An 18972-nucleotide genomic window follows, 5' to 3' on the forward strand; every position below is an offset into this window, starting at 1 on the left:
CAGGCGTCCTAAGCAGTCAAATAAACATGCGGATCAATATAGAACATTCTAAGCCATCCGCTCGGCATTCCGAAACCATAGTTCGAAGGCTTAGGCAGCAGGCTCATGATTGAGTAATGCAGATGCGGCGGCTTGCCACGCGCGTTGCCGCTGGTGTCGACCGCGCCGATCACCTCGCCTGAGCGCACGATCTCGAAGGCGCGCACGTCGACTCTCTGCAAATGCGCGTAATAATGCAGCCGCCATTTGGCACCGAGCAGCAAGGCCACACGGCCGCCGCGCGGCAAATCGCCCGCATACAGCGTCACCCCGCCGGTCGCCGCGAGCACCGGCGCGCCTGCTTTAGCAAAAATATCGATGCCTTTGTGCACGATCGAGCGCCCCCAGGGATAATGCCAGAAGGCATGCGGATTCCAGTCGGCGGGCCTTGCGTCCGCCACCGGAATCCGGTGGGTTTCCGGCAAAACAAAACCGAGAGCCACGATGGTCAACAATAGCGCGAACTTGCCGATTTTACGCATGCGCCGTCTCCTTTTCTGATGCCAACTGCGCCGTTGCGTCCGCATCGCCCTGTCCGGTCAACAGATACCAGTCGAGATGCCGCGTCGCCAACATCAAACCGGCCAGCACGCCGAACAACAACAGGCTGCCCATCAGCATCGCATAATCTTCCGCCTGCAGGATCACATAGAGCACCGCATACAGCAGCGACAGGCCCGAACCCAGCAAGAGACCGAATCTGCGGCTACGCAGTATCGCGCCGAAATAACAGGTCAACAAGGCGGTACAGGAGAGCGCGCCGATCAGATAAGCATAGAAAAACCGGATATGCTCGGACAGCGCGATCAGCAGCAGATAGAACATCAGCAGCGCGGTGCCGACCAGCGCATACTGCACCGGGTGCACGCGCAATTTTTTCAACAGTTCGAACAGGATCAACACGACGAAGGTCAGCACCACGAACAGCTCCGCGTATTTGATGCTGCGTTCGGATTCCTGATAGACATCGACCGGCTTCAGCAAATCGAAGCCGACCGCCGCATCGAGCAAGGCCAGGCAATTGCCTTTCCGGCAGGTATCCAGGGCGCCGCTGACATTGTATGAAAAAGACGAGGCGCGCCAGATCGCGCTGAAGCCGTCCTTGCCGATCTCGCGCGTCTCCGGCAGCAACTGGCCGGTGAAGCTCGGATGCGGCCAGTTCGCCTTCAGACTCACCTCGAACGCTTCCGCGAGCAAGGCAAAATTCATCGCGCGCATGCCCCGAAGTTCCATTTTGAACGCAAACGGCAGACTCGCTGCGGCGGGCTCCAGCTTCAGAGCGGGCAAGACCGCATGCATGCCGGCCGCCGCATCATGCAGATTGCCGCCCGGCTTGAACGGCAGACTGGACTGCCCCCAGGTCAATGCCGAAGGAGCCACCACGCCGCGCTGATCGCGCACCAGAACGCTCAGCTGCGGCTTGTCGAAGCGAATCGCGTTGTCCTTGTTCCGGGCCAGCAAATCCAGGACCGGCTGCGTGTTGAACTTGCCCGCAACCTCGACCTGGTTCTGATAGACCGGCACCTGGTAAATCCCGCGGTAGCGTTCGGAGCTAGTCAACTCGCTGATGACATGCAACTGCTCCGGAATCAGATAGAGCGCATCGGACAGTGTCGCCTCCTTCACGATTTCTTTCTCTTTTTGGTTGCCATCGATGATTTTTTCCCTGGTGTGATAGGTCAGCACATAAGGCAGCACCAGTATTGGCCCCGCCAGCGTCTGTGCGCCGGGCCAGCTTTGTCCGATGCTATCGTAGGCCTGCTGCCGCCAGCCTTGCCGCTCATAAACCACGCCGCCGATATAGGCGCGCGGAATCAACAGCAACAGTATCAAGCCGAAAATAACGCCCAGTTTCAGATAAAAATTGTTTTTCATGATGGATGACTCCTATGGTTGATCGTCATGACAAAATTTATCCGAACGCCTTGCAGATAACGCAGCGGTGATTTGAAAATTCGGCGATTGTTTGTGCAGTTTTTGTGCAGAGCCGGAAGACTCGCAAGTTCAGAGCGAATCACGGCCGCTTTCGTATATAATGGGACGTTTATTTATCGATTTTTTAAAGCCGTTTTTCCCGATGCCGAAAAAGAAAAGTCCGACGTTGTTCGAAGACTCGCTCGCCGAACTTGAAGCGCTGGTTAACCAGCTGGAACAGGGCGACATTTCTCTGGAAGAGTCGCTGAAGTCGTTTGAACGCGGCGTTTTTCTGACCCGCACCTGTCAACAGGCCTTACAGGAGGCCGAACAGAAAGTTCAGATTTTATTGGAAAAAAACGGCACACCATCCCTGGAGCCTTTTACTGATGAGTAATGCGTTAAAAGAATACCTGAGCCTCTGCCAAAACCGTGTCGAACGGGCGCTGGAAGCGCGCCTGCCGAGCGACAACATCCTACCGCAAAAACTGCACCAGGCGATGCGTTACTGCGTGCTGGACGGCGGCAAACGGATGCGCCCCTTGCTGACCTACTGCACCGGCAAGACACTCGGCATCGCGCCGGAAGAACTGGACGGTCCGTCCTGCGCGGTCGAATTCATCCATGTCTATTCATTGATCCACGACGACCTGCCGGCAATGGACGACGATGATTTGCGCCGCGGTAAACCAACCTGCCATAAAGCATTCGACGAAGCGACCGCGATCTTGACCGGCGACGCGCTGCAGGCGCTCGCATTTGAGGTCTTGGCGCACGACCCAACGATCAAAGCGAGCCCTGAAAACCGGATCAGGATGATTACGACACTGGCCCGGGCCAGCGGATCGCTGGGCATGGTCGGCGGTCAGGCGATCGATCTGGCCTCGGTCGGCACGAAACTGAATCTGCCCGAACTCGAAAACATGCACATTCACAAGACCGGCGCCTTGATCCGCGCGAGCGTGAATCTCGCAACTTTGGCCAGAGCCGATGTCGATACCTCGGTTGCGGCCAAACTCGATCAATATGCCAAATGTATCGGTCTGTCGTTCCAGGTCAAGGACGACATCCTCGACGAAGAAAGCGACACTGCGACGCTCGGCAAGACCCAGGGCAAGGACAAGGACAACGACAAACCGACTTATCCGGCCTTGCTGGGACTCGCCGGAGCGAAGCAAAAAGCCCAGGAACTGCATGAAAAAGCGCTCGATTGCCTGAGCATCTTCGACAGCGAAGCCAACCTGCTCCGCGACCTGTCTCTCTATATCATCGAGAGAGACCATTGATTTCGCACCGGCTGACTGGGAAAATCAATTCGGATAATCAAAGTCAGCCTGCATACGCCTTCCGGCGGCTGATCGCCGCCGGCTCGCGTTGATTCATTCGGAAAAACATCGACGCATTTTGCCCCGAACCCTTCCCATTCATCCAAAAACCAAACCATGGACCGCTTAATACACAAAATCCGCGACATCCCTGATTTTCCGAAACCCGGCATCCTCTTCAAAGACATCACTCCGCTGGTCAAAGACCCGGCCGCGCTGAAATTGTCGGTGCATCAATTGATGCAGCCATTTTTGGGCAGCGAAATCAGCGCGATTGCCGGTATGGAAGCGCGCGGATTTATTTTCGGATCGCTGGTGGCCTGGGAAATGGGCTTGCCGTTCATTCCGCTCAGAAAACCCGGCAAGTTGCCTTATGACGTACAAACCGTTTCGTATGATCTGGAATATGGTTCTGCTGCGCTCGAAGCGCATATTGACGCGTTCGAACCGCATGACAAGGTATTATTGATCGATGATTTATTGGCGACCGGCGGCACCGCCAGAGCCAGTTGTGAACTGATCGAAAAGCTTGGCGCCAAGGTCGTCGCTTGCGCTTTCGTCGTGGAGCTGGATTTTTTGAACGGCCGGGAAAGACTGGAGGGCTATCATGTGCACAGCCTTCTGCATTTCTAAACGGCGGGGTCGGCGCGGCTCCCGCGCGTAAAATTAAGATTACTTCGCTTTGCGCGATTTTCTCCTGGCCTCTTCCACTTTCAATTGCTGATATTCGAAGCGGGCCAATTCATACTTTCTTTTCGCATCGCGGAACGCCTCGTTTTCAACGCTGCCGCTACCCTGAACTATTGGAGCGGCGACATCCGGAGCCGGAGACACGGAAGCGGTTTTAACCGGTTCGGCTGTGGCGCGCTGAACCGGAGGTTCAGCATTGACCGCACCGTGAACCTCAGGCGCGGTCTTGCTTGCGCCTGCTTCCGAAAGTTCCTTCGCCGCTGCCGGCTTAATGCCCGACTGCGGTTTCGCGGCATCGGTAGACTTTGTCGCATCATCCAGCAAATCGTCTTCGAAATCGGCTAAATCGTTCGTCGCCTCCGACTTGCCGTCTGTCGCCAGATTCTGCCGCCATTGCAGGAATGATTCCCGGGTAAACACATAAGGATCGAGCGCCGCCTCATCAATGAATTTAAGCGCGCCTTCCGCATTCGCGCGCGAATTCAGCATCGACACCAACTGCACCGGCAAGCCGACATAGGTCGCAGGGTTCGCCGCGGTATCGAACACCGACCCCGGAATGCCGCGCGCGGTCGATGGACCGAGGAAAGGGATCACCAGGTAAGACCCTTGCGGTACACCCCAAACTGCCAGAGTTTGTTCGAAGTCTTCGTCGTTTTGCTCGAGCCCCGCATGTTTGGCGACATCGAACAAGCCACCAACACCAGCGGTCGTATTGATCAAGAAGCGGCCTGTATCCTGGGCGCTTTGCTGAAACTTCGCCTGCAACAGATCATTCAGCACGACATTGATGTTTTTCAAGTTGGTGAAAAAATTCGAAACGCCGGTCTGCATGAATTGCGGGGTGACCCATTTATACGCGTCTGCGATCGGCTCTGCGACATAATTATCAACCTTGTCGTTAAACGCAAAGACCTTGCGGTTGATATTTTCATAAGGATCGACAGTGTTGGACGGGGCGGACGCAGTTGTAGCCTTTTCGCCGGTCGAGGCGCAACCGCTCAAAGCCAGGACGGCGCCCAATACGAATGGCGCGGTAAAAGTATGAAAAGGTTTACCGGGGCAAGCGCCGCCACAAGCTTTGTTGATGACCATGGGATTATAACTTTGAATAATTGTCTATCTTTTCGTTGATCTTCGCGATTAAAGCGTCGAATCCTTCTCGTTGTAGTATGGTGGTGTACTCCGATCTTCTCAAGGCCAGATCGCTGACGCCGTCGGCAATGATATTGATGATACGCCAGCTGTCGCCTTTTTCTTTCAGCCAATAGTCGAATTTATGCGACTTTTCATCCGGCACCTTGAAAAGATAATGCACCACAAGGCCACCGCGCGTCGTTTGCTCTTCGGATTCGAAAACGAACGACTCGCCGCCGTACTCCTTAAAATTATGCGCATAGGACGCGACGCTCAATTTGCTGAACACATCGACCAGTTTGTCCTGCTGCTCGCTAGTCAATTTCTCCCATTCCTTGCCGACCACCACGCGAGCGATCTTGACCAGATCGTGACTCTCAGATACCGGATTCACCAGTTTATCATATCTGCCTGCATATCCGAGCGTTTTGCCGTTTTTCATCACATCGATCAGTTCGGCCTGAAATTTTTCGACGACCGCCCTCGCGCTCATGCCGCCTGACGCTCCGGCGAATGCAGTAACCGGCGCCAGCAGCGCCAACATCAGTATCGCCAACCATTTTGATTGTTTTGCCACCATCATCAAATCTCGAATCTTCAAATAATTTAAACGCTTTACCACGGACCACAGGGGGGCGCAACGCCGCGCCGCCCCGATCAACCACTCTTCGAATGATTGAGCGAAGGACTTTCTATTCCCCGCGGCTTTTTAACCCGCTAGGCACCCGCAGGCGAACCGAGTCAAATAGACTTCGACTTATTCCACTCTAATAGGAATGCCTGAAAAAGTAGGCTGCGATTTTACTTCCGCATAAACCGGCGCGATCTCGGGCACCATATCGCCACTAGTTCTAGGACCTTTGATAGCAGTCAAAATTCCCTTGATCGGATTTTTCAGCATGTCTTCGACCGCGGTCGCTTCGTAGCCGCAATGCGCCATGCAGTTCGCGCACTTCGGATTATTGACCGTACCGTATTTCTCCCACGGAGTCGTTTCGATCAATTCCTTGAAGCTGGACGCATTGCCTTCGTCGGCTAATAGGTAGCAAGGCTTTTGCCAACCGAACACATTGCGGGTCGGATTGCCCCACGGAGTGCAGTTGTAGCTTTGGTTGCCGGCGAGATAATCCAGATACAGCGCCGAATGGTTCAATTTCCATTTGCGTTTTTTCTCCTTGCCTATCCGGAAAATGCCGCGGAACAATTCCTTGACTTCCCTGCCTTTGATGAACACGTCCTGTTTCGGCGCGCGCTCATAACTGAAGCCCGGCGCAATCGTAACTCCTTCGACGCCCAATTCCGTCACATAATCGAGAAACTCGGCAACCTCATGATCTTGTTCGCCCTGAAACAACGTGCAATTGACGGTGACTCGGAAACCCTTACTGAGCGCCAACTGGATCGCTTCGACCGCGCGGTCGAATACCCCGTCCTGGCACACCGATGCATCGTGACGCTCGCGTAGACCGTCCAAATGCACCGAAAAAGTCAGATAGGGAGACGGCTTATAATCGTCGATCCGTTTTTTCAACAGTAACGCATTCGTACACAGATAGACATATTTCTTGCGCGCGATGATGCCTTCGATAATTTTCGGCATTTCCTTATGAATCAAAGGCTCGCCGCCCGGAATCGACACCATCGGCGCGTTGCATTCATCCACCGCCTGCATGCATTCTTCGTAAGAAAGGCGTTTGTCGAGAATTTCATCGGGATAATCGATCTTACCGCATCCCGCGCAGGCTAGATTGCAACGGAACAGCGGCTCCAGCATCAACACCAAGGGATATTTTTTCACGCCTTTGATTTTTTGCTTGAGCAGATAACTACCTACGGTAAACTGTTGACGTAATGGAACTCCCACGAGCAAACCCTCCACATAAATTTCAAAAAAATTGCGAATCCATCCGACCCGCCATCCTAAAACCGACGCCGACTCAATACCCGGCTGTTGTTATAAAACAACACACCGATCATTGCACCAACCCATCCGCCCCAATCCAAGTAAAATAACCCAAAAAAGCGGACGATTTCAGCGAGCGTCTGTTTCATTTTGGTGATAAGAATACTCTTTTTTTTCAACCGACTCCAGTATTAACAACAAAACATCTAAATTCCGCGACGAAGTCGTCACCAAAAGCATGATCACCCCGCCCCCTACAATAATAATAAGATGTTGTTTTTAATACATATTTAAACAACAAATGAATACCAAAGCAAACTCGTTGGCAACAAAACAACATTACTTTGCAAATTACCAACAAACAGGCTATCATTGCCGCTAATGAATAATAGAAGCACCCATTCAACAGGCCAATGGATTACCGCTTATGAATAAAGATCGAGATTTTTTGAACGACCCTAAATCACTAAGCAAACTGCCTGACGACGCCTTTCAAACGGAACTGCTTAAAGGTGTGTCCAGAACGTTTGCATTGACCATTCCGCAGCTGCCGAAAACTCTGTACGGACCGGTCGCGAATGCTTATTTGTTGTGCCGCATCGTCGATACGATCGAAGACGAAGTGTCGCTGACGCCGGAGCAAAAAAATTATTTTTGTTCCGAGTTCATCGACGTGGTCAAAACCGGGATCAACTCCGAGCCATTCGCTGCCGAATTGGCGCCGTTGTTGTCGGATAAAACGCTGCCCTCCGAACACACCTTGATCCATGTGTTGCCGCGGGTGATCGAGATCACGCATTCGTTCGAACCCGAACAGATCAATGCGCTGGCCGACTGCGTCGCGACGATGGCCGAAGGCATGTCCGCGTTCCAGGCGCAAAATCTGCACCATGGTCTGGCCACGCTCGCGGACCTCGACAAATACTGTTATTACGTCGCCGGCTGCGTCGGCGAAATGCTGGCCAAACTCTTTTGCCATTACTCGCCGGCAATCTCAGAGCACAAGGAAGAGCTTCTGCGCTTGTCGGTCTCTTTTGGCCAGGGCCTGCAAATGACCAATATTTTGAAAGATATTTGGGACGATGCCGAACGCGGCGTCTGCTGGCTGCCGCAGGATATTTTCCGCGAAGCCGGCTTCGATCTGAAAAAACTGGCGCTCGATGCGAACGACCCGAATTATAAACAAGGTTTGACGCACCTAATCGGCATCGCACACGGCCATTTGCACAATGCCTTGCGTTACACTCAACTGCTGCCGACGCACGAAACGGGCCTCCGAAATTTCTGCCTGTGGGCCCTCGGCATGGCAGTGCTAACACTGAAAAAGATCAAACACCATCTCGATTTCAACCGCTCAGAGCAAGTCAAGATTTCCCGGAAAAGCGTAAAGGCGACGATTTTCGCGACCAAGCTGACCGTACGCAGCAACCTGCTGCTCGGCCTGCTTTTCCATATCGCCGGGCGAGAACTCAAAACGCCCGAATGGCAATACACCGAACCTAACTTATTGGCTCAAATAAATCATTAAGGACACTCCATGTTTACCGATGCTGCCACACAGATAAATACCGGCGCTGCTCCTAGTTCATCGACACCGATACAGTCTCATGCCTACGATCTCGATCGAGCGATCAAAAAAGCGCAGGACAGCCTGATCAAACTACAAGACCCTACCGGTTTCTGGGTCTTCGAACTGGAATGCGACTGCACGATTCCGGCCGAATACATCATGATGATGCATTTCGTCGACGACATTGATACGACGCTGCAAAACAAGCTTGCTAAGTATCTGCGCTCACGCCAATCCGAAGACGGCAGCTATCCGCTGTTTACCGGCGGCCCGGGCGATATCAGCTGTAGCGTCAAGGTCTATTACGCGCTGAAAATGGCCGGCGACGACATCGACGCGCTGCACATGCAGCGTTTGCGCGCGTGGATTTTGAGCCGGGGCGGCGCCGCGAAAGCGAATGTGTTCACCCGCATCGCACTGGCGACCTTCGAGCAGTTGCCATGGCGCGGCGTGCCTTATATCCCGGTCGAAATCATGTTGTTCCCGAAATGGTTTCCTTTCCATCTGGACAAAGTCTCGTACTGGTCCCGAACCGTGATGGTGCCGTTGTTCATTCTGTGCAGCATGCAGGCGAAGGCCAAGAACCCGCACAAAATCAGCGTTCTCGAATTGTTCACCGTGCATCCCGACGAGGAACGGCATTATTTCCCGGAAAGAACTCTGCTGAACAAGATATTCCTGGGCCTGGATAAATTGGGCCGCCTGACTGCGCCTTTGATTCCGAAAAAGATGCATGACCGCGCGATCGAAAAAGCGCTGGCTTGGTTCACCGAGCGTCTGAACGGCGAAGACGGTCTCGGCGGCATTTTCCCGGCGATGGTTAACGCCTATGAATCGATGCTGCTGCTCGGCATGCCCGAAGATCACCCGAATGTCGTGATTGCCCGCCAATCGATCGACAAACTGCTGGTGATCAATGAAGACGACGCCTATTGCCAGGCTTGTCTGTCGCCGGTCTGGGATACCGGTTTGGCGTCACTCGCACTGCAGGAAGCGGATCGGGTCGGCAACCGGAACAGCCTGACGAAAGCCTATGCCTGGCTCAAAAGCAAGCAATTGAAGGATGAGCCAGGCGACTGGCGGGTTTCGAGACCGAACTTGCCGGGTGGAGGCTGGGCTTTCCAGTTCAATAACCCGTATTATCCTGACGTTGACGATACCGCGGTCGTCGCCTTTGCGATGGCTGATTCCGATCTGCCCGGCATGGAAGAACCTGTGCAGCGCGCGACCCGCTGGATTGAAGGCATGCAGTCGAAAAACGGCGGCTACGGCGCTTTCGATGTCGATAATACCCATTATTATTTGAATGAGATTCCTTTCGCCGATCACGGCGCCCTGCTGGACCCTCCGACCGCCGATGTCAGCGCGCGCTGTGCGATGCTGATGGCTAAAGTCGCAAGGGAGCACAAGAACTACCTGCCGGCGCTTGATCGCACGATCGCGTATCTGCGCAACGAACAGGAAACCGACGGTTCTTGGTTCGGCCGTTGGGGCACCAACTATATTTATGGCACCTGGTCGGTGCTTTTGGGCCTGGAACAGACCGGCCTGCCGAAAGATGACCCGATGTACCGGAAAGCGGTAAAATGGCTAAAGAGCGTCCAACGCGAAGACGGAGGCTGGGGCGAAGACAACTTCAGCTACCACGACACCAGCTTCAGCGGGAAATACCGTTTTAGCACCGCGTTTCAGACCGCCTGGGCAGTACTCGCGCTGATCGCCGCCGGCGAAGTGGAAAGCCCGGAAGTCAAAGCCGGCATCGACTTCATCCTCCGTAAGCAGCAAGCCGACGGCTTCTGGAACGACAAATGCTTCACCGCCCCCGGGTTTCCGCGCGTGTTCTATCTGAAATATCACGGTTATGACAAGTTCTTCCCACTCTGGGCGCTGGCGCGTTACCGCAACGAGTTAGCGAAACAGTGATTACCGGTATCGTTGTCGCGTTGCCCGAAGAACTTGTCACGCTGACATCCAAACGCATAGGCAAAGGTCATTGCGTTTTAATCGGTGACAAGATTCTGGTTGCCTGCGCGGGCATGGGACCAGCCAACGCGGCCGCAGCAGCCGAACTGCTGATTGCGAAAGGCGCAACCCAAATAATTAGCTGGGGCTGTGCCGCCGCATTGGAGCCGTCGGTGAAACCGGGAGATCTGGCGCTGGCCGAGTGTCTGCTCGCTGCCGACAACGAAGAAATTACGGTCAGCGCCGACTGGCTCGACCACGCCCGATCTGTGCTGGCAGGCGCATTTACCGACAGCCGGGGACAAGCCGTTTTACATGTCGGTCTTTTGACCGAAAGTACCCATGTCGTGGCTTCGAGCGAAACAAAACCACTGCTGCATTCGTTAACAGGCGCACTGGCGCTGGACATGGAAAGCTGTTCGGCCGCGAAGGTTGCCCAAAAACACGGACTGCCTTTTCTCGCGATACGCGCGATTGCCGACCCGGCCGACATGGGACTGCCGCAAGCGGTAGTGTATGCGACCAACACCGACGGCGAAGTCGCCATCGGCAAATTATTAGGCTATCTGACTCGACATCCTGCACAACTGCCGGGCCTGATAAAACTCGGCATCTATTTCAGCAGGGCCAAACGCACCTTGAAACAGGCCGCCGGCCTGCTCGATTCGATCGCTGAGTTCAATTGTCCACCTGCCAGTCGGCAAGCCTCTTGACCGGCGCATTTTTTGAAAGTTTTTTGCCCACCCAAATAATTAACCACGAAAGACCGTTCATATATGTCATTCAGTATCGCCGAGCTTTTTGCTCAACACAGCACCGACAAATTCGATCTGCACGAACAGTTTCTAAACAATCAGATGGTTCGCGTATTGAAAACGATCGGCTATGACCGCCACTACCAGCGCGCAGTCGGCCAATATCTTTACGATCAACAGGGTAACGAATATTTGGACCTGTTGAGCGGCTTTGGCGTCTTCGCGATCGGCCGCAATCATCCGACCGTGATCAGCGCCCTGCATGAAACCCTGACCCTGGAATTGCCGAATCTGGTGCAATTGGACGTATCGGTGCTGAGCGGCCTGTTGGCGCAGGAAACCCTGAAGACCACGCCGGACAATCTGACCAAGATGTTCTTCTGCAACTCCGGCACCGAAGCGGTCGAGGCGGCGATCAAATTCGCCCGCTACACGACCAAGCGCGAAAAGATCGTGTTCTGCGAGCATGCTTATCACGGCCTGACGATGGGTTCCCTGTCGCTGAACGGTGAACCGATTTTCCGCGAAGGCTTCGGCCCGCTGTTGCCGGGCTGCAGCGCGGTGCCGTTCAACGATCTTGTCGCGCTCGAAAAAGCCTTGAGCAACAAGGACGTCGCCGCCTTCATCGTCGAGCCGATCCAGGGCAAGGGCGTAAACCTCCCGGACGACGATTACCTGCCCGAAGTCGAAAAACTCTGCAAAAAATACGGCACCCTGTTCGTCGCCGACGAAGTACAGACCGGACTCGGCCGGACCGGCAAGTTCTGGGCGATCGAACACTGGAACGTGAAGCCGGACATGATCTGCATGGCGAAGGCCCTGTCCGGCGGTTTCGTGCCGGTCGGCGGCGTCGCGATGACCGCCAAGATCATGGACAGCGTCTATAACCGGATGGACCGTGCGGTCGTGCACGGCTCGACCTTCTCAAAGAACAACATGGCGATGTCCGCGGGCCTTGCGACCCTGCATGTAATGCGGGAAGAAAAACTGGTCGAAAACAGCGCGAAAGTCGGCGACGAGATCATCGCCACCTTGAATACGATGGCCTCGAAATATGAGTTCCTGAAGGAGGCACGCGGCAAGGGCATGATGATCGCGATCGAATTCCATACCCCGAAAAGCCTGACCCTGAAGGCGGCCTGGGCGATGCTCGAAGCGGCCAACAAGGGCCTGTTCTGCCAAATGATCACGATCCCGCTGTTCAAGGAGCACCGGATTCTGACCCAGGTGGCCGGCCACGGCATGAACGTGGTCAAGCTGCTGCCGCCGTTGAACCTAACTCAGAAAGACCGCGACCATATCATTACTTCCTTCGACAAGACGATCTCCGACACCCATCAAATCTCCGGCGCAATCTGGGACTTGGGCAAAAATCTTGCCAGCCATGCGCTAAAAGGCAAAACCGGAAACTGAGTGAATTGAATGATGAAAACATTATTAAAATTGTGTTTAATAACCCTGACGTTGACGCAGGCCCATCCGGCCGCCGCGCATGCAGTGGTGACCGACTATTCGCTGAAAATGCAGCCGATCCGCGCGAATCAGCCTGACAAGGTCGTAATGACCTTCAACTCGCAAGTCGAGATCGGCTTGTCGCAGGTCTTTCTGGTCAGCAAAGGCGATAAGCACGACATGCTGAAGATCGGTGCCGGCGAGAAACAAGGCCAGCTCATCGTCGAAGTGCCGGCGTTAACGCCCGGCGATTACGCGATCAAGTTCAAGGTCTTTGCCGCCGACGGCCATTTGACCGAAGACGTGATCCATTTTTCTGTAGCACAATAATTAAGTTTTTGATTTTATGGCGGGTATAGCGGACTTTCTCGACTCCCTGATTGGCGGTTTCGATCTCATTTGTTTTTGTCTCACGATCGGTAGCCTGTTCTGGGGACTTTTTGTTTTGCGTCCCTGGGAACAGCAACACGGATACAATGCGGCGCTGCTGCACAGAACGACCACCTTGTTATACAAAGGCGGCTTTTATCTGGCGGGCGCCCAGCTTTTCAAGATCATCCTGAAAATCTGGCTGATGACCGCCGTGCTCGAACGCTGGCCGTTTCCGGAGTTTGCCGAGACCACGCAATTCATCGGCGGCGTGGTTCGCACCGTGCTGGCCTTGGCGCTGGCCTGCTATTGCCGGCAGGTATTGCATCAGCATGCCGACTCGAAGACACACTGGATCACCGCGAACGTCGTCGCCTTGCCGATGATCATTTCCGGCGCCTGGCTCGTGCATGCGGCCGGACGCTTCGATAATAAAGCGATGCTGATGACGCTGACCGTCGCGCACCAACTGGCCGCCGCGGCCTGGATCGGCGGTGTCTTGCAGCTGGTGAATGTCTGGCTGCTGAAATACCGCAAGCAGATTCAGGCCAATTTGTGGCCGTTTTTGCTGAAGCGCTTTTCGATCTTCGGCATCGCCTCGGTCAGCTTGCTGCTGATCTCGGGTACCCCGATCGCGCTGCAATACATCACAACCTGGAACGGACTGATCGGCACCGGTTACGGTAACCTGTTGCTGGTCAAGATCGTGCTGCTGTCGCTGGCGCTGGGATTCGCCTGGCTGAACCGCAGCGCGGTGCTCGCCTACGGCATCAGCGGCGATGCGACCCGCCTGACCCGCAGTGTACCCTATTATATCGAAGCCGAAACCTTCATCTTGATCACGCTGCTGTTTACCGCGGCCTCTCTCGCCTCGCAACCGCCGGCGATCGACATTCCGAACTTGACCGCAACCTGGCAGGAAGTGTTGAACACCTTTCATCCGCAGATCCCGCAAACCACCTCGCCGACCCATACCGCACTGATCGCGGGCGAAGCCGGCCGCGTCGCGATCATTGGCCAGGTGCCCTCGATCGCCGCAACCGAATGGTCGAACTATAACCACAACATCGCCGGCATTTTTCTAACTGTGATGAGCGTCTTTGCCATGCTGTCCTATCTGAAATCGCCGGCCGCTTTCCTCGACCGTTTTTTTGCATTGATCAAATTCTGGCCGATCGGTTTCGTATTGCTCGGCATCTTTCTGTTTTTCCGCAGCGATGCGGAAACATGGCCGCTGGGGCCGATCGGTTTCTGGGAAAGCACTTTCAATAACGGTGAAGTCTTGCAGCACCGGATCGCGACGTTGTTAGTCTTCGTGCTCGGCGTAATCGAAATCAGAGCGCGCATGCAGGTTCAGGAAAACGCACGCCTGCCTCTGGTATTCCCGGTGCTGGCGGCATTCGGCGGCCTGATGCTGCTGACGCATTCGCATATTGGCTTTCAGGCCAAGAGCGCTTTTTTGATTCAGGTCGGGCACACCACGATGGGCATTTTCGCTCTGATTCTGGCCTCCGGCCGTTGGCTCGAATTGAAACTCGACAAGCCCGGCAAGGACATTGCCGGTTTTATTTCCGTTGCGGCTCTGTTTCAAATGGGGCTTATTTTGATGTTCTACCGCGAACCCCTATACTAAATTATGAAACTCAACACCGAATTCCCGTTGCTCGATCAGATCAATCTGCCCGCGGACCTGCGCAAACTCAGCAAGGACCAACTGAAGCCGCTTGCGAAAGAACTGCGTGATTATCTGACCCATACGGTCAGCGTCTCCGGTGGCCATTTCTCGGCCGGTCTGGGTACGGTCGAGTTGACCGTCGCTCTACACTATGTGTTCAACACCCCCGAAGATCAGTTGGTTTGGGATGTCGGCCATCAGGCCTATCCGCACAAGATTCTGACCGGCCGCAAAGGACGCATGACCACGATCCGCACGCTAGGGGGCATTGCGGCATTTCCGTCACGCGCGGAGAGTGAATACGACGCATTCGGCGTCGGCCATTCGAGCACATCGATCAGCGCAGCGCTCGGCATGGCAATCGCCTCTGCGCGGAAAGGCGAGAACAAACAGATGGTCGCGATCATCGGCGACGGCAGCATCACCGGTGGCATGGCGTATGAAGCAATGAATCATGCCGGCGCGCTCGACGCGAATCTGTTGGTGATTCTGAACGACAATGAGATGTCGATCTCGCCGAATGTCGGCGCGATGAACAAATATCTGGCGAAGATATTATCCAGCCGGCTCTATGTCTCCGCCTGGGAAGAAAGCAAGAAAGTGCTCAGCAACATGCCGAGCGTCTGGGAACTCGCGCGCCGCACCGAATCGCACATTAAAGGCATGGTGGTGCCAGGGACGCTGTTCGAGGAACTCGGCTTCAATTATATCGGACCGATCGATGGTCACGATTTAGATACTCTGGTGCCGACGCTTGAAAACCTGAAGGCGATGCCCGGCCCTCGCTTGTTGCACATCGTGACGAGAAAGGGCAAGGGTTATGCGCCGGCCGAGAAAGACCCTCTCGCTTATCACGGCGTACCGGCGTTCGATCCGTGCAAGGATTCGCTGCCTAAATCGGCGCCCTCGCCGCACCCTACCTATACCGAAGTCTTCGGTAACTGGCTCTGCGACATGGCCGAACAGGACGAGCGTCTCTTGGGCATTACCCCGGCGATGCGCGAAGGCTCAGGTCTGGTCAAGTTTTCCGAACGCTTTCCTGAGCGTTATTTCGATGTCGCGATAGCCGAGCAGCACGCGGTAACCTTAGCGGCCGGACAAGCCTGCCAGGGCGCGAAGCCGGTTGTTGCGATCTATTCGACATTCCTGCAACGCGCCTACGATCAGTTGATTCACGATGTCGCGATTCAAAATCTGGACGTGTTGTTTGCGCTCGACCGTGCAGGTTTGGTCGGGCCGGACGGCCCGACCCATGCCGGCAGCTTTGATTACAGCTTCATGCGCTGCATTCCGAATATGCTGGTCATGGCCCCGGCCGACGAAAACGAATGCCGGCAAATGCTGTATACCGGCTTCCTTCATGAAGGCCCGGCCTCGGTGCGCTATCCGCGCGGAAAAGGCCCCGGCGTCGAAGTGCAAAAAACGATGACAGAGTTGCCGATCGGCAAGGGCGAAATCCGCCGCCAGGGCGGAAAAATCGCGATCTTGGCCTGGGGCAGCATGGTTGTGCCGGCCCTGAAAGTCGCCGAACAGTTCGGTGCGACGGTCGCGAACATGCGCTTCGTCAAACCGCTCGATGAAGCGTTGATTCTGGAACTGGCCGAAAGCCATGAAATGCTTGTTACAATCGAAGAAAACGTGCTATCCGGCGGCGCGGGCGGCGCGGTGAATCAGTTCCTGCAATCGCAGCGCATCCTGATGCCAGTGCTGAATCTCGGACTGCCCGATGCGTTCATCGAACAAGGCACCCGCGAGCAGTTGCTTGAGATCTGCGGGCTCGACGTGCAGGGTATTGCGGCCAGCATCGAAGCCTTCAGCGCTTGAGCTCCATGCTCGAAATCATCCAGATACCGGTCCTGACCGACAACTATATCTACCTGATCCATGACCCGGTGTCGAAGGACACCGCGGCGGTCGATCCGGCGGAGGCGCGGCCGGTGCTGGAGGTGTTGGCAAACCAAGACTGGAAGCTGGCCTGTATTTTGAATACCCATCACCACAGGGATCATGTCGGCGGCAATTTGGAATTGCAGCAGCATACCGGCTGTCAGGTGATAGCCCCGTTAGCGGATCGCCATCGGATACCCGGCATCGACCGGGGCGTTTCCGAAGGCGATACGGTAACTCTTGGCAGACATAGCGCCCGCGTTTTGTTCACGCCCGGCCATACGCTGGGACACATTGTCTTTCATTTCGTGGACGACCGCCTGCTATTCTGCGGCGACACCCTGTTTGTAATGGGTTGCGGCCGCCTGTTCGAAGGCACCGCCGAACAACTGTGGCACTCGCTGCAACGCTTGAAAGCATTGCCTGCCGACACACAATTTTATTGCACGCACGAATACACGCAAAACAACGGCAGATTCGCGTTAACCTTGGAGCCAGACAATCAGGCATTACGTGAAAGAATGCAGCGGGTCGCCGCGCTACGCGCAAACAATCGGCCGACCGTGCCATCGACGATTGGCGAGGAGTTGGCCACCAATCCGTTTTTCAGAGAAGACAGCCCATCGCTTCAAAAAGCGATCGGCTTGGTGAACGCTACACCCGTGCAAATATTTGCCGAAGTACGGCGTTTGAAGGATAGGTTTTAGGTTATAACCCGGTCAAAAAATAAGCTGTGTAGATGGGATATTGATTGACAGCTATTTCTTAAATCCCCTCATCCGGAGTCGTTTATGGGGCGGCCAAAGCCGCCCCTCCCCTTATTCGTAGAACAAACCGGATTAGGATTCCAGCAGATCCGCGAAAGGTGTGAAACTGTCGCTATTGTGTTGGGTGCAAACGCTGAACTGATACTTCTTATCATTCACCGTCAACTGGATATGCCCCAAATTAGCCTTGTTTCTGCACTGCGTTCCTTTGGCGGTACTGGCCTGGCACTGCTTGCCGTCATCTATCCGTATAATGTCGTCAGAGCCACCGACGGACTCATCTTCAACTGGTGCCTCGACTTTTGCCACTTGCGCAACAGACGCGATACCTGCTGGCTCAGCGACGGCTTTATTTTGGCTCTCCAGATATTTGCTCACTCTAGAGCGCGGCGCTGGCGCTACTTCGGATTCAGCCGCAGATACTTCAGGTTGCACCGCTACATTCGGTTTAAACTCTTTGCTAATCGCCGCCAGATATTTCGCTACCCGAGACGCCGGCGCGCCAGACTCTTCCGCAACAGTCTCATGAGCAGCGGCTACGGATTTTTCAGCAATTGCCTCGGCGGTTGCCGGTGTTGACTCCGCCTGTTGGCTGGCCAGGTATTTTGCCACCCTCGACAATGGCGCCGCAGTTTCCTGAATCGTCGCAACAGGCTCGGCCGCTGCTTCTGCGGCTGCCGCGGGTTTCGCCTCCGCTTGGCTCGCCAGGTATCTCGCTACGCGTGACAAAGGCGCGGTAGGCTCTTGCGCCGCGGCCTCTCGAACTGCTACCGCAGGCTCCGCAACCGTTTTCGCTGCTGCCGGTTTAGCCGCAGCTTGGCTTGCAAGATATCTATCGACACGCGACATAGGAGCCGCGCTTTCCTGTTCGGCCGGTTGCGCGACTTGTGCTTGTTTCGCCAAATATTTTGCGACGCCGGTCATCGTTACCGCAGCCGCTTGTGCGGCTTGCTCTTGTTTAGCCAAATATCTTGCTACGCCGGTCAATTCAGAGTTCACTTCCACTTTTTCCTTCATGTAAATATCATCGCCTATGGGTCCGGTCAGTTTACTTGTTGCAAAATCAAGAAACTGTTCTAATAAATTTTTTGCCATATCAAAGTTACCTTTATATTTTTTATAATAATTCAAAGAGCAAATCAGAGTAATCATATGCTAAACCCATGCTCGGGTAAAGCTCGCCTTATTCCCTACCTCATTAAATACCTGAGCCTGCATATACGTCAAAAGCGCACCGTCCTAACCGACGGCTTTGCCCATCCGGTTATGGATATGCATTTGCTTGGTTTTGGCTCATCCTCATCCCCTCATCATTATAATACCGCAAACGCATGTTAGCGGCATCGCTGGACGTACTGCCTGCATATACGGCGTCGATCTTTTGCCACCGAAATTGCTAACAAAGATTTGTCGACTTTTTTCAGGAGTTGGCCATCTATAGTCTCCCGAATTGTCTGTGTAGCGGGATTTTGCGTAGGTCCCGCAACCGGCGTCTGCCTGACGATTTGTGACATCGGGGCTGCGCAC

17 protein-coding genes are annotated in these 18972 nt (G+C 54.7%); 11 read left to right on the top strand and 6 right to left on the bottom strand.

Going from position 1 to position 18972, the window contains the following annotated elements; genetic code table 11:
• Nucleotides 1-8: 8 nt before the first annotated feature.
• Both U2W12_RS07445 and creD read right to left on the bottom strand, forming a co-directional pair.
• Nucleotides 9-521, bottom strand: coding sequence for a M23 family metallopeptidase (locus U2W12_RS07445; RefSeq protein WP_326500039.1), 513 nt, complete (start codon nt 519-521; stop codon nt 9-11).
• A complete protein-coding gene (gene creD / locus U2W12_RS07450; RefSeq protein WP_326500040.1) occupies nt 514-1914 on the bottom strand; it encodes a cell envelope integrity protein CreD in 1401 nt (466 codons plus the stop codon). The genes U2W12_RS07445 and creD overlap by 8 nt, the downstream gene beginning before the upstream one ends.
• A gap of 202 nt (nt 1915-2116) precedes the next feature.
• Between creD and U2W12_RS07455 the strand changes: the two genes are divergently transcribed.
• The 3 genes from U2W12_RS07455 to U2W12_RS07465 all read left to right on the top strand — a co-directional run bounded on the left by U2W12_RS07455 (nt 2117) and on the right by U2W12_RS07465 (nt 3911).
• A complete protein-coding gene (locus U2W12_RS07455; protein WP_326500041.1) occupies nt 2117-2350 on the top strand; it encodes an exodeoxyribonuclease VII small subunit in 234 nt (77 codons plus the stop codon).
• A complete protein-coding gene (gene ispA / locus U2W12_RS07460) occupies nt 2343-3239 on the top strand; it encodes a (2E,6E)-farnesyl diphosphate synthase (RefSeq protein WP_326500042.1) in 897 nt (298 codons plus the stop codon). The genes U2W12_RS07455 and ispA overlap by 8 nt, the downstream gene beginning before the upstream one ends.
• Before the next feature lie 156 nt (nt 3240-3395).
• Nucleotides 3396-3911, top strand: coding sequence for an adenine phosphoribosyltransferase (locus tag U2W12_RS07465; RefSeq protein ID WP_326500043.1), 516 nt, complete (start codon nt 3396-3398; stop codon nt 3909-3911).
• A 39-nt stretch (nt 3912-3950) separates the two neighbouring features.
• Here U2W12_RS07465 and U2W12_RS07470 read toward each other — a convergent pair whose 3' ends face one another.
• From U2W12_RS07470 to hpnH, 3 genes are all read right to left on the bottom strand, one after another.
• A complete protein-coding gene (locus tag U2W12_RS07470) occupies nt 3951-5063 on the bottom strand; it encodes a VacJ family lipoprotein (RefSeq protein ID WP_326500044.1) in 1113 nt (370 codons plus the stop codon).
• A 4-nt stretch (nt 5064-5067) separates the two neighbouring features.
• Nucleotides 5068-5649, bottom strand: coding sequence for an ABC transporter substrate-binding protein (locus U2W12_RS07475; RefSeq protein WP_326500084.1), 582 nt, complete (start codon nt 5647-5649; stop codon nt 5068-5070).
• Nucleotides 5650-5862: 213 nt separating this feature from the next.
• The gene (hpnH, locus tag U2W12_RS07480) at nt 5863-6969 is read right to left on the bottom strand and encodes an adenosyl-hopene transferase HpnH (protein WP_326500045.1); all 1107 of its coding nucleotides are present in this window, start codon (nt 6967-6969) and stop codon (nt 5863-5865) included.
• A 466-nt stretch (nt 6970-7435) separates the two neighbouring features.
• Between hpnH and U2W12_RS07485 the strand changes: the two genes are divergently transcribed.
• The 8 genes from U2W12_RS07485 to gloB all read left to right on the top strand — a co-directional run bounded on the left by U2W12_RS07485 (nt 7436) and on the right by gloB (nt 17385).
• Nucleotides 7436-8536, top strand: coding sequence for a phytoene/squalene synthase family protein (locus U2W12_RS07485; protein WP_326500046.1), 1101 nt, complete (start codon nt 7436-7438; stop codon nt 8534-8536).
• 9 nt (nt 8537-8545) lie between these two features.
• Complete coding sequence (gene shc / locus U2W12_RS07490) at nt 8546-10501, top strand: squalene--hopene cyclase (protein WP_326500047.1); 1956 nt, start codon at nt 8546-8548, stop codon at nt 10499-10501.
• Entirely contained in the window at nt 10498-11253 is a 756-nt protein-coding gene (locus tag U2W12_RS07495; protein WP_326500048.1) for a phosphorylase, read from the top strand. Before shc ends, U2W12_RS07495 begins: the two co-directional genes overlap by 4 nt.
• Before the next feature lie 63 nt (nt 11254-11316).
• Nucleotides 11317-12708 (top strand): aspartate aminotransferase family protein, encoded by a 1392-nt coding sequence (locus U2W12_RS07500; RefSeq protein WP_326500049.1) that lies wholly within the window; start codon nt 11317-11319, stop codon nt 12706-12708.
• Nucleotides 12709-12720: 12 nt separating this feature from the next.
• Nucleotides 12721-13077, top strand: a complete 357-nt coding sequence (locus tag U2W12_RS07505; protein ID WP_326500050.1) for a copper resistance CopC family protein — start codon at nt 12721-12723, stop codon at nt 13075-13077.
• Nucleotides 13078-13093: 16 nt separating this feature from the next.
• The gene (locus tag U2W12_RS07510; RefSeq protein WP_326500051.1) at nt 13094-14749 is read left to right on the top strand and encodes a CopD family protein; all 1656 of its coding nucleotides are present in this window, start codon (nt 13094-13096) and stop codon (nt 14747-14749) included.
• Nucleotides 14750-14752: 3 nt separating this feature from the next.
• The gene (dxs, locus tag U2W12_RS07515; RefSeq protein ID WP_326500052.1) at nt 14753-16615 is read left to right on the top strand and encodes a 1-deoxy-D-xylulose-5-phosphate synthase; all 1863 of its coding nucleotides are present in this window, start codon (nt 14753-14755) and stop codon (nt 16613-16615) included.
• Between the two features lie 5 nt (nt 16616-16620).
• Nucleotides 16621-17385 (top strand): hydroxyacylglutathione hydrolase, encoded by a 765-nt coding sequence (gene gloB, locus U2W12_RS07520; protein WP_326500053.1) that lies wholly within the window; start codon nt 16621-16623, stop codon nt 17383-17385.
• Nucleotides 17386-17517: 132 nt separating this feature from the next.
• Here the strand turns inward: gloB and U2W12_RS07525 are convergent, their stop codons facing one another.
• Nucleotides 17518-18597 carry a hypothetical protein gene (locus tag U2W12_RS07525; protein ID WP_326500054.1) on the bottom strand — a complete coding sequence of 360 codons (1080 nt, stop codon included), beginning with the start codon at nt 18595-18597 and terminating at the stop codon, nt 17518-17520.
• Nucleotides 18598-18972 lie beyond the last annotated feature (375 nt).

It is taken from the genome of Methylomicrobium sp. Wu6 (assembly GCF_035916875.1).
Lineage (GTDB): Bacteria > Pseudomonadota > Gammaproteobacteria > Methylococcales > Methylomonadaceae > Methylomicrobium.

Excerpts from the sequence above, each read along its gene's own strand:
- creD (WP_326500040.1), bottom strand. The coding sequence starts at position 1,914 with ATGAAAAACAATTTTTATCTGAAACTGGGCGTTATTTTCGGCTTGATA.
- U2W12_RS07475 (WP_326500084.1), bottom strand. The coding sequence starts at position 5,649 with ATGTTGGCGCTGCTGGCGCCGGTTACTGCATTCGCCGGAGCGTCAGGC.
- U2W12_RS07445 (WP_326500039.1), bottom strand. The coding sequence starts at position 521 with ATGCGTAAAATCGGCAAGTTCGCGCTATTGTTGACCATCGTGGCTCTC.
- shc (WP_326500047.1), top strand. The coding sequence starts at position 8,546 with ATGTTTACCGATGCTGCCACACAGATAAATACCGGCGCTGCTCCTAGT.
- U2W12_RS07525 (WP_326500054.1), bottom strand. The coding sequence starts at position 18,597 with ATGATTACTCTGATTTGCTCTTTGAATTATTATAAAAAATATAAAGGT.
- gloB (WP_326500053.1), top strand. The coding sequence starts at position 16,621 with ATGCTCGAAATCATCCAGATACCGGTCCTGACCGACAACTATATCTAC.
- dxs (WP_326500052.1), top strand. The coding sequence starts at position 14,753 with ATGAAACTCAACACCGAATTCCCGTTGCTCGATCAGATCAATCTGCCC.
- ispA (WP_326500042.1), top strand. The coding sequence starts at position 2,343 with ATGAGTAATGCGTTAAAAGAATACCTGAGCCTCTGCCAAAACCGTGTC.
- U2W12_RS07505 (WP_326500050.1), top strand. The coding sequence starts at position 12,721 with ATGAAAACATTATTAAAATTGTGTTTAATAACCCTGACGTTGACGCAG.
- U2W12_RS07500 (WP_326500049.1), top strand. The coding sequence starts at position 11,317 with ATGTCATTCAGTATCGCCGAGCTTTTTGCTCAACACAGCACCGACAAA.
- U2W12_RS07470 (WP_326500044.1), bottom strand. The coding sequence starts at position 5,063 with ATGGTCATCAACAAAGCTTGTGGCGGCGCTTGCCCCGGTAAACCTTTT.
- U2W12_RS07485 (WP_326500046.1), top strand. The coding sequence starts at position 7,436 with ATGAATAAAGATCGAGATTTTTTGAACGACCCTAAATCACTAAGCAAA.
- U2W12_RS07465 (WP_326500043.1), top strand. The coding sequence starts at position 3,396 with ATGGACCGCTTAATACACAAAATCCGCGACATCCCTGATTTTCCGAAA.
- U2W12_RS07455 (WP_326500041.1), top strand. The coding sequence starts at position 2,117 with ATGCCGAAAAAGAAAAGTCCGACGTTGTTCGAAGACTCGCTCGCCGAA.
- U2W12_RS07510 (WP_326500051.1), top strand. The coding sequence starts at position 13,094 with ATGGCGGGTATAGCGGACTTTCTCGACTCCCTGATTGGCGGTTTCGAT.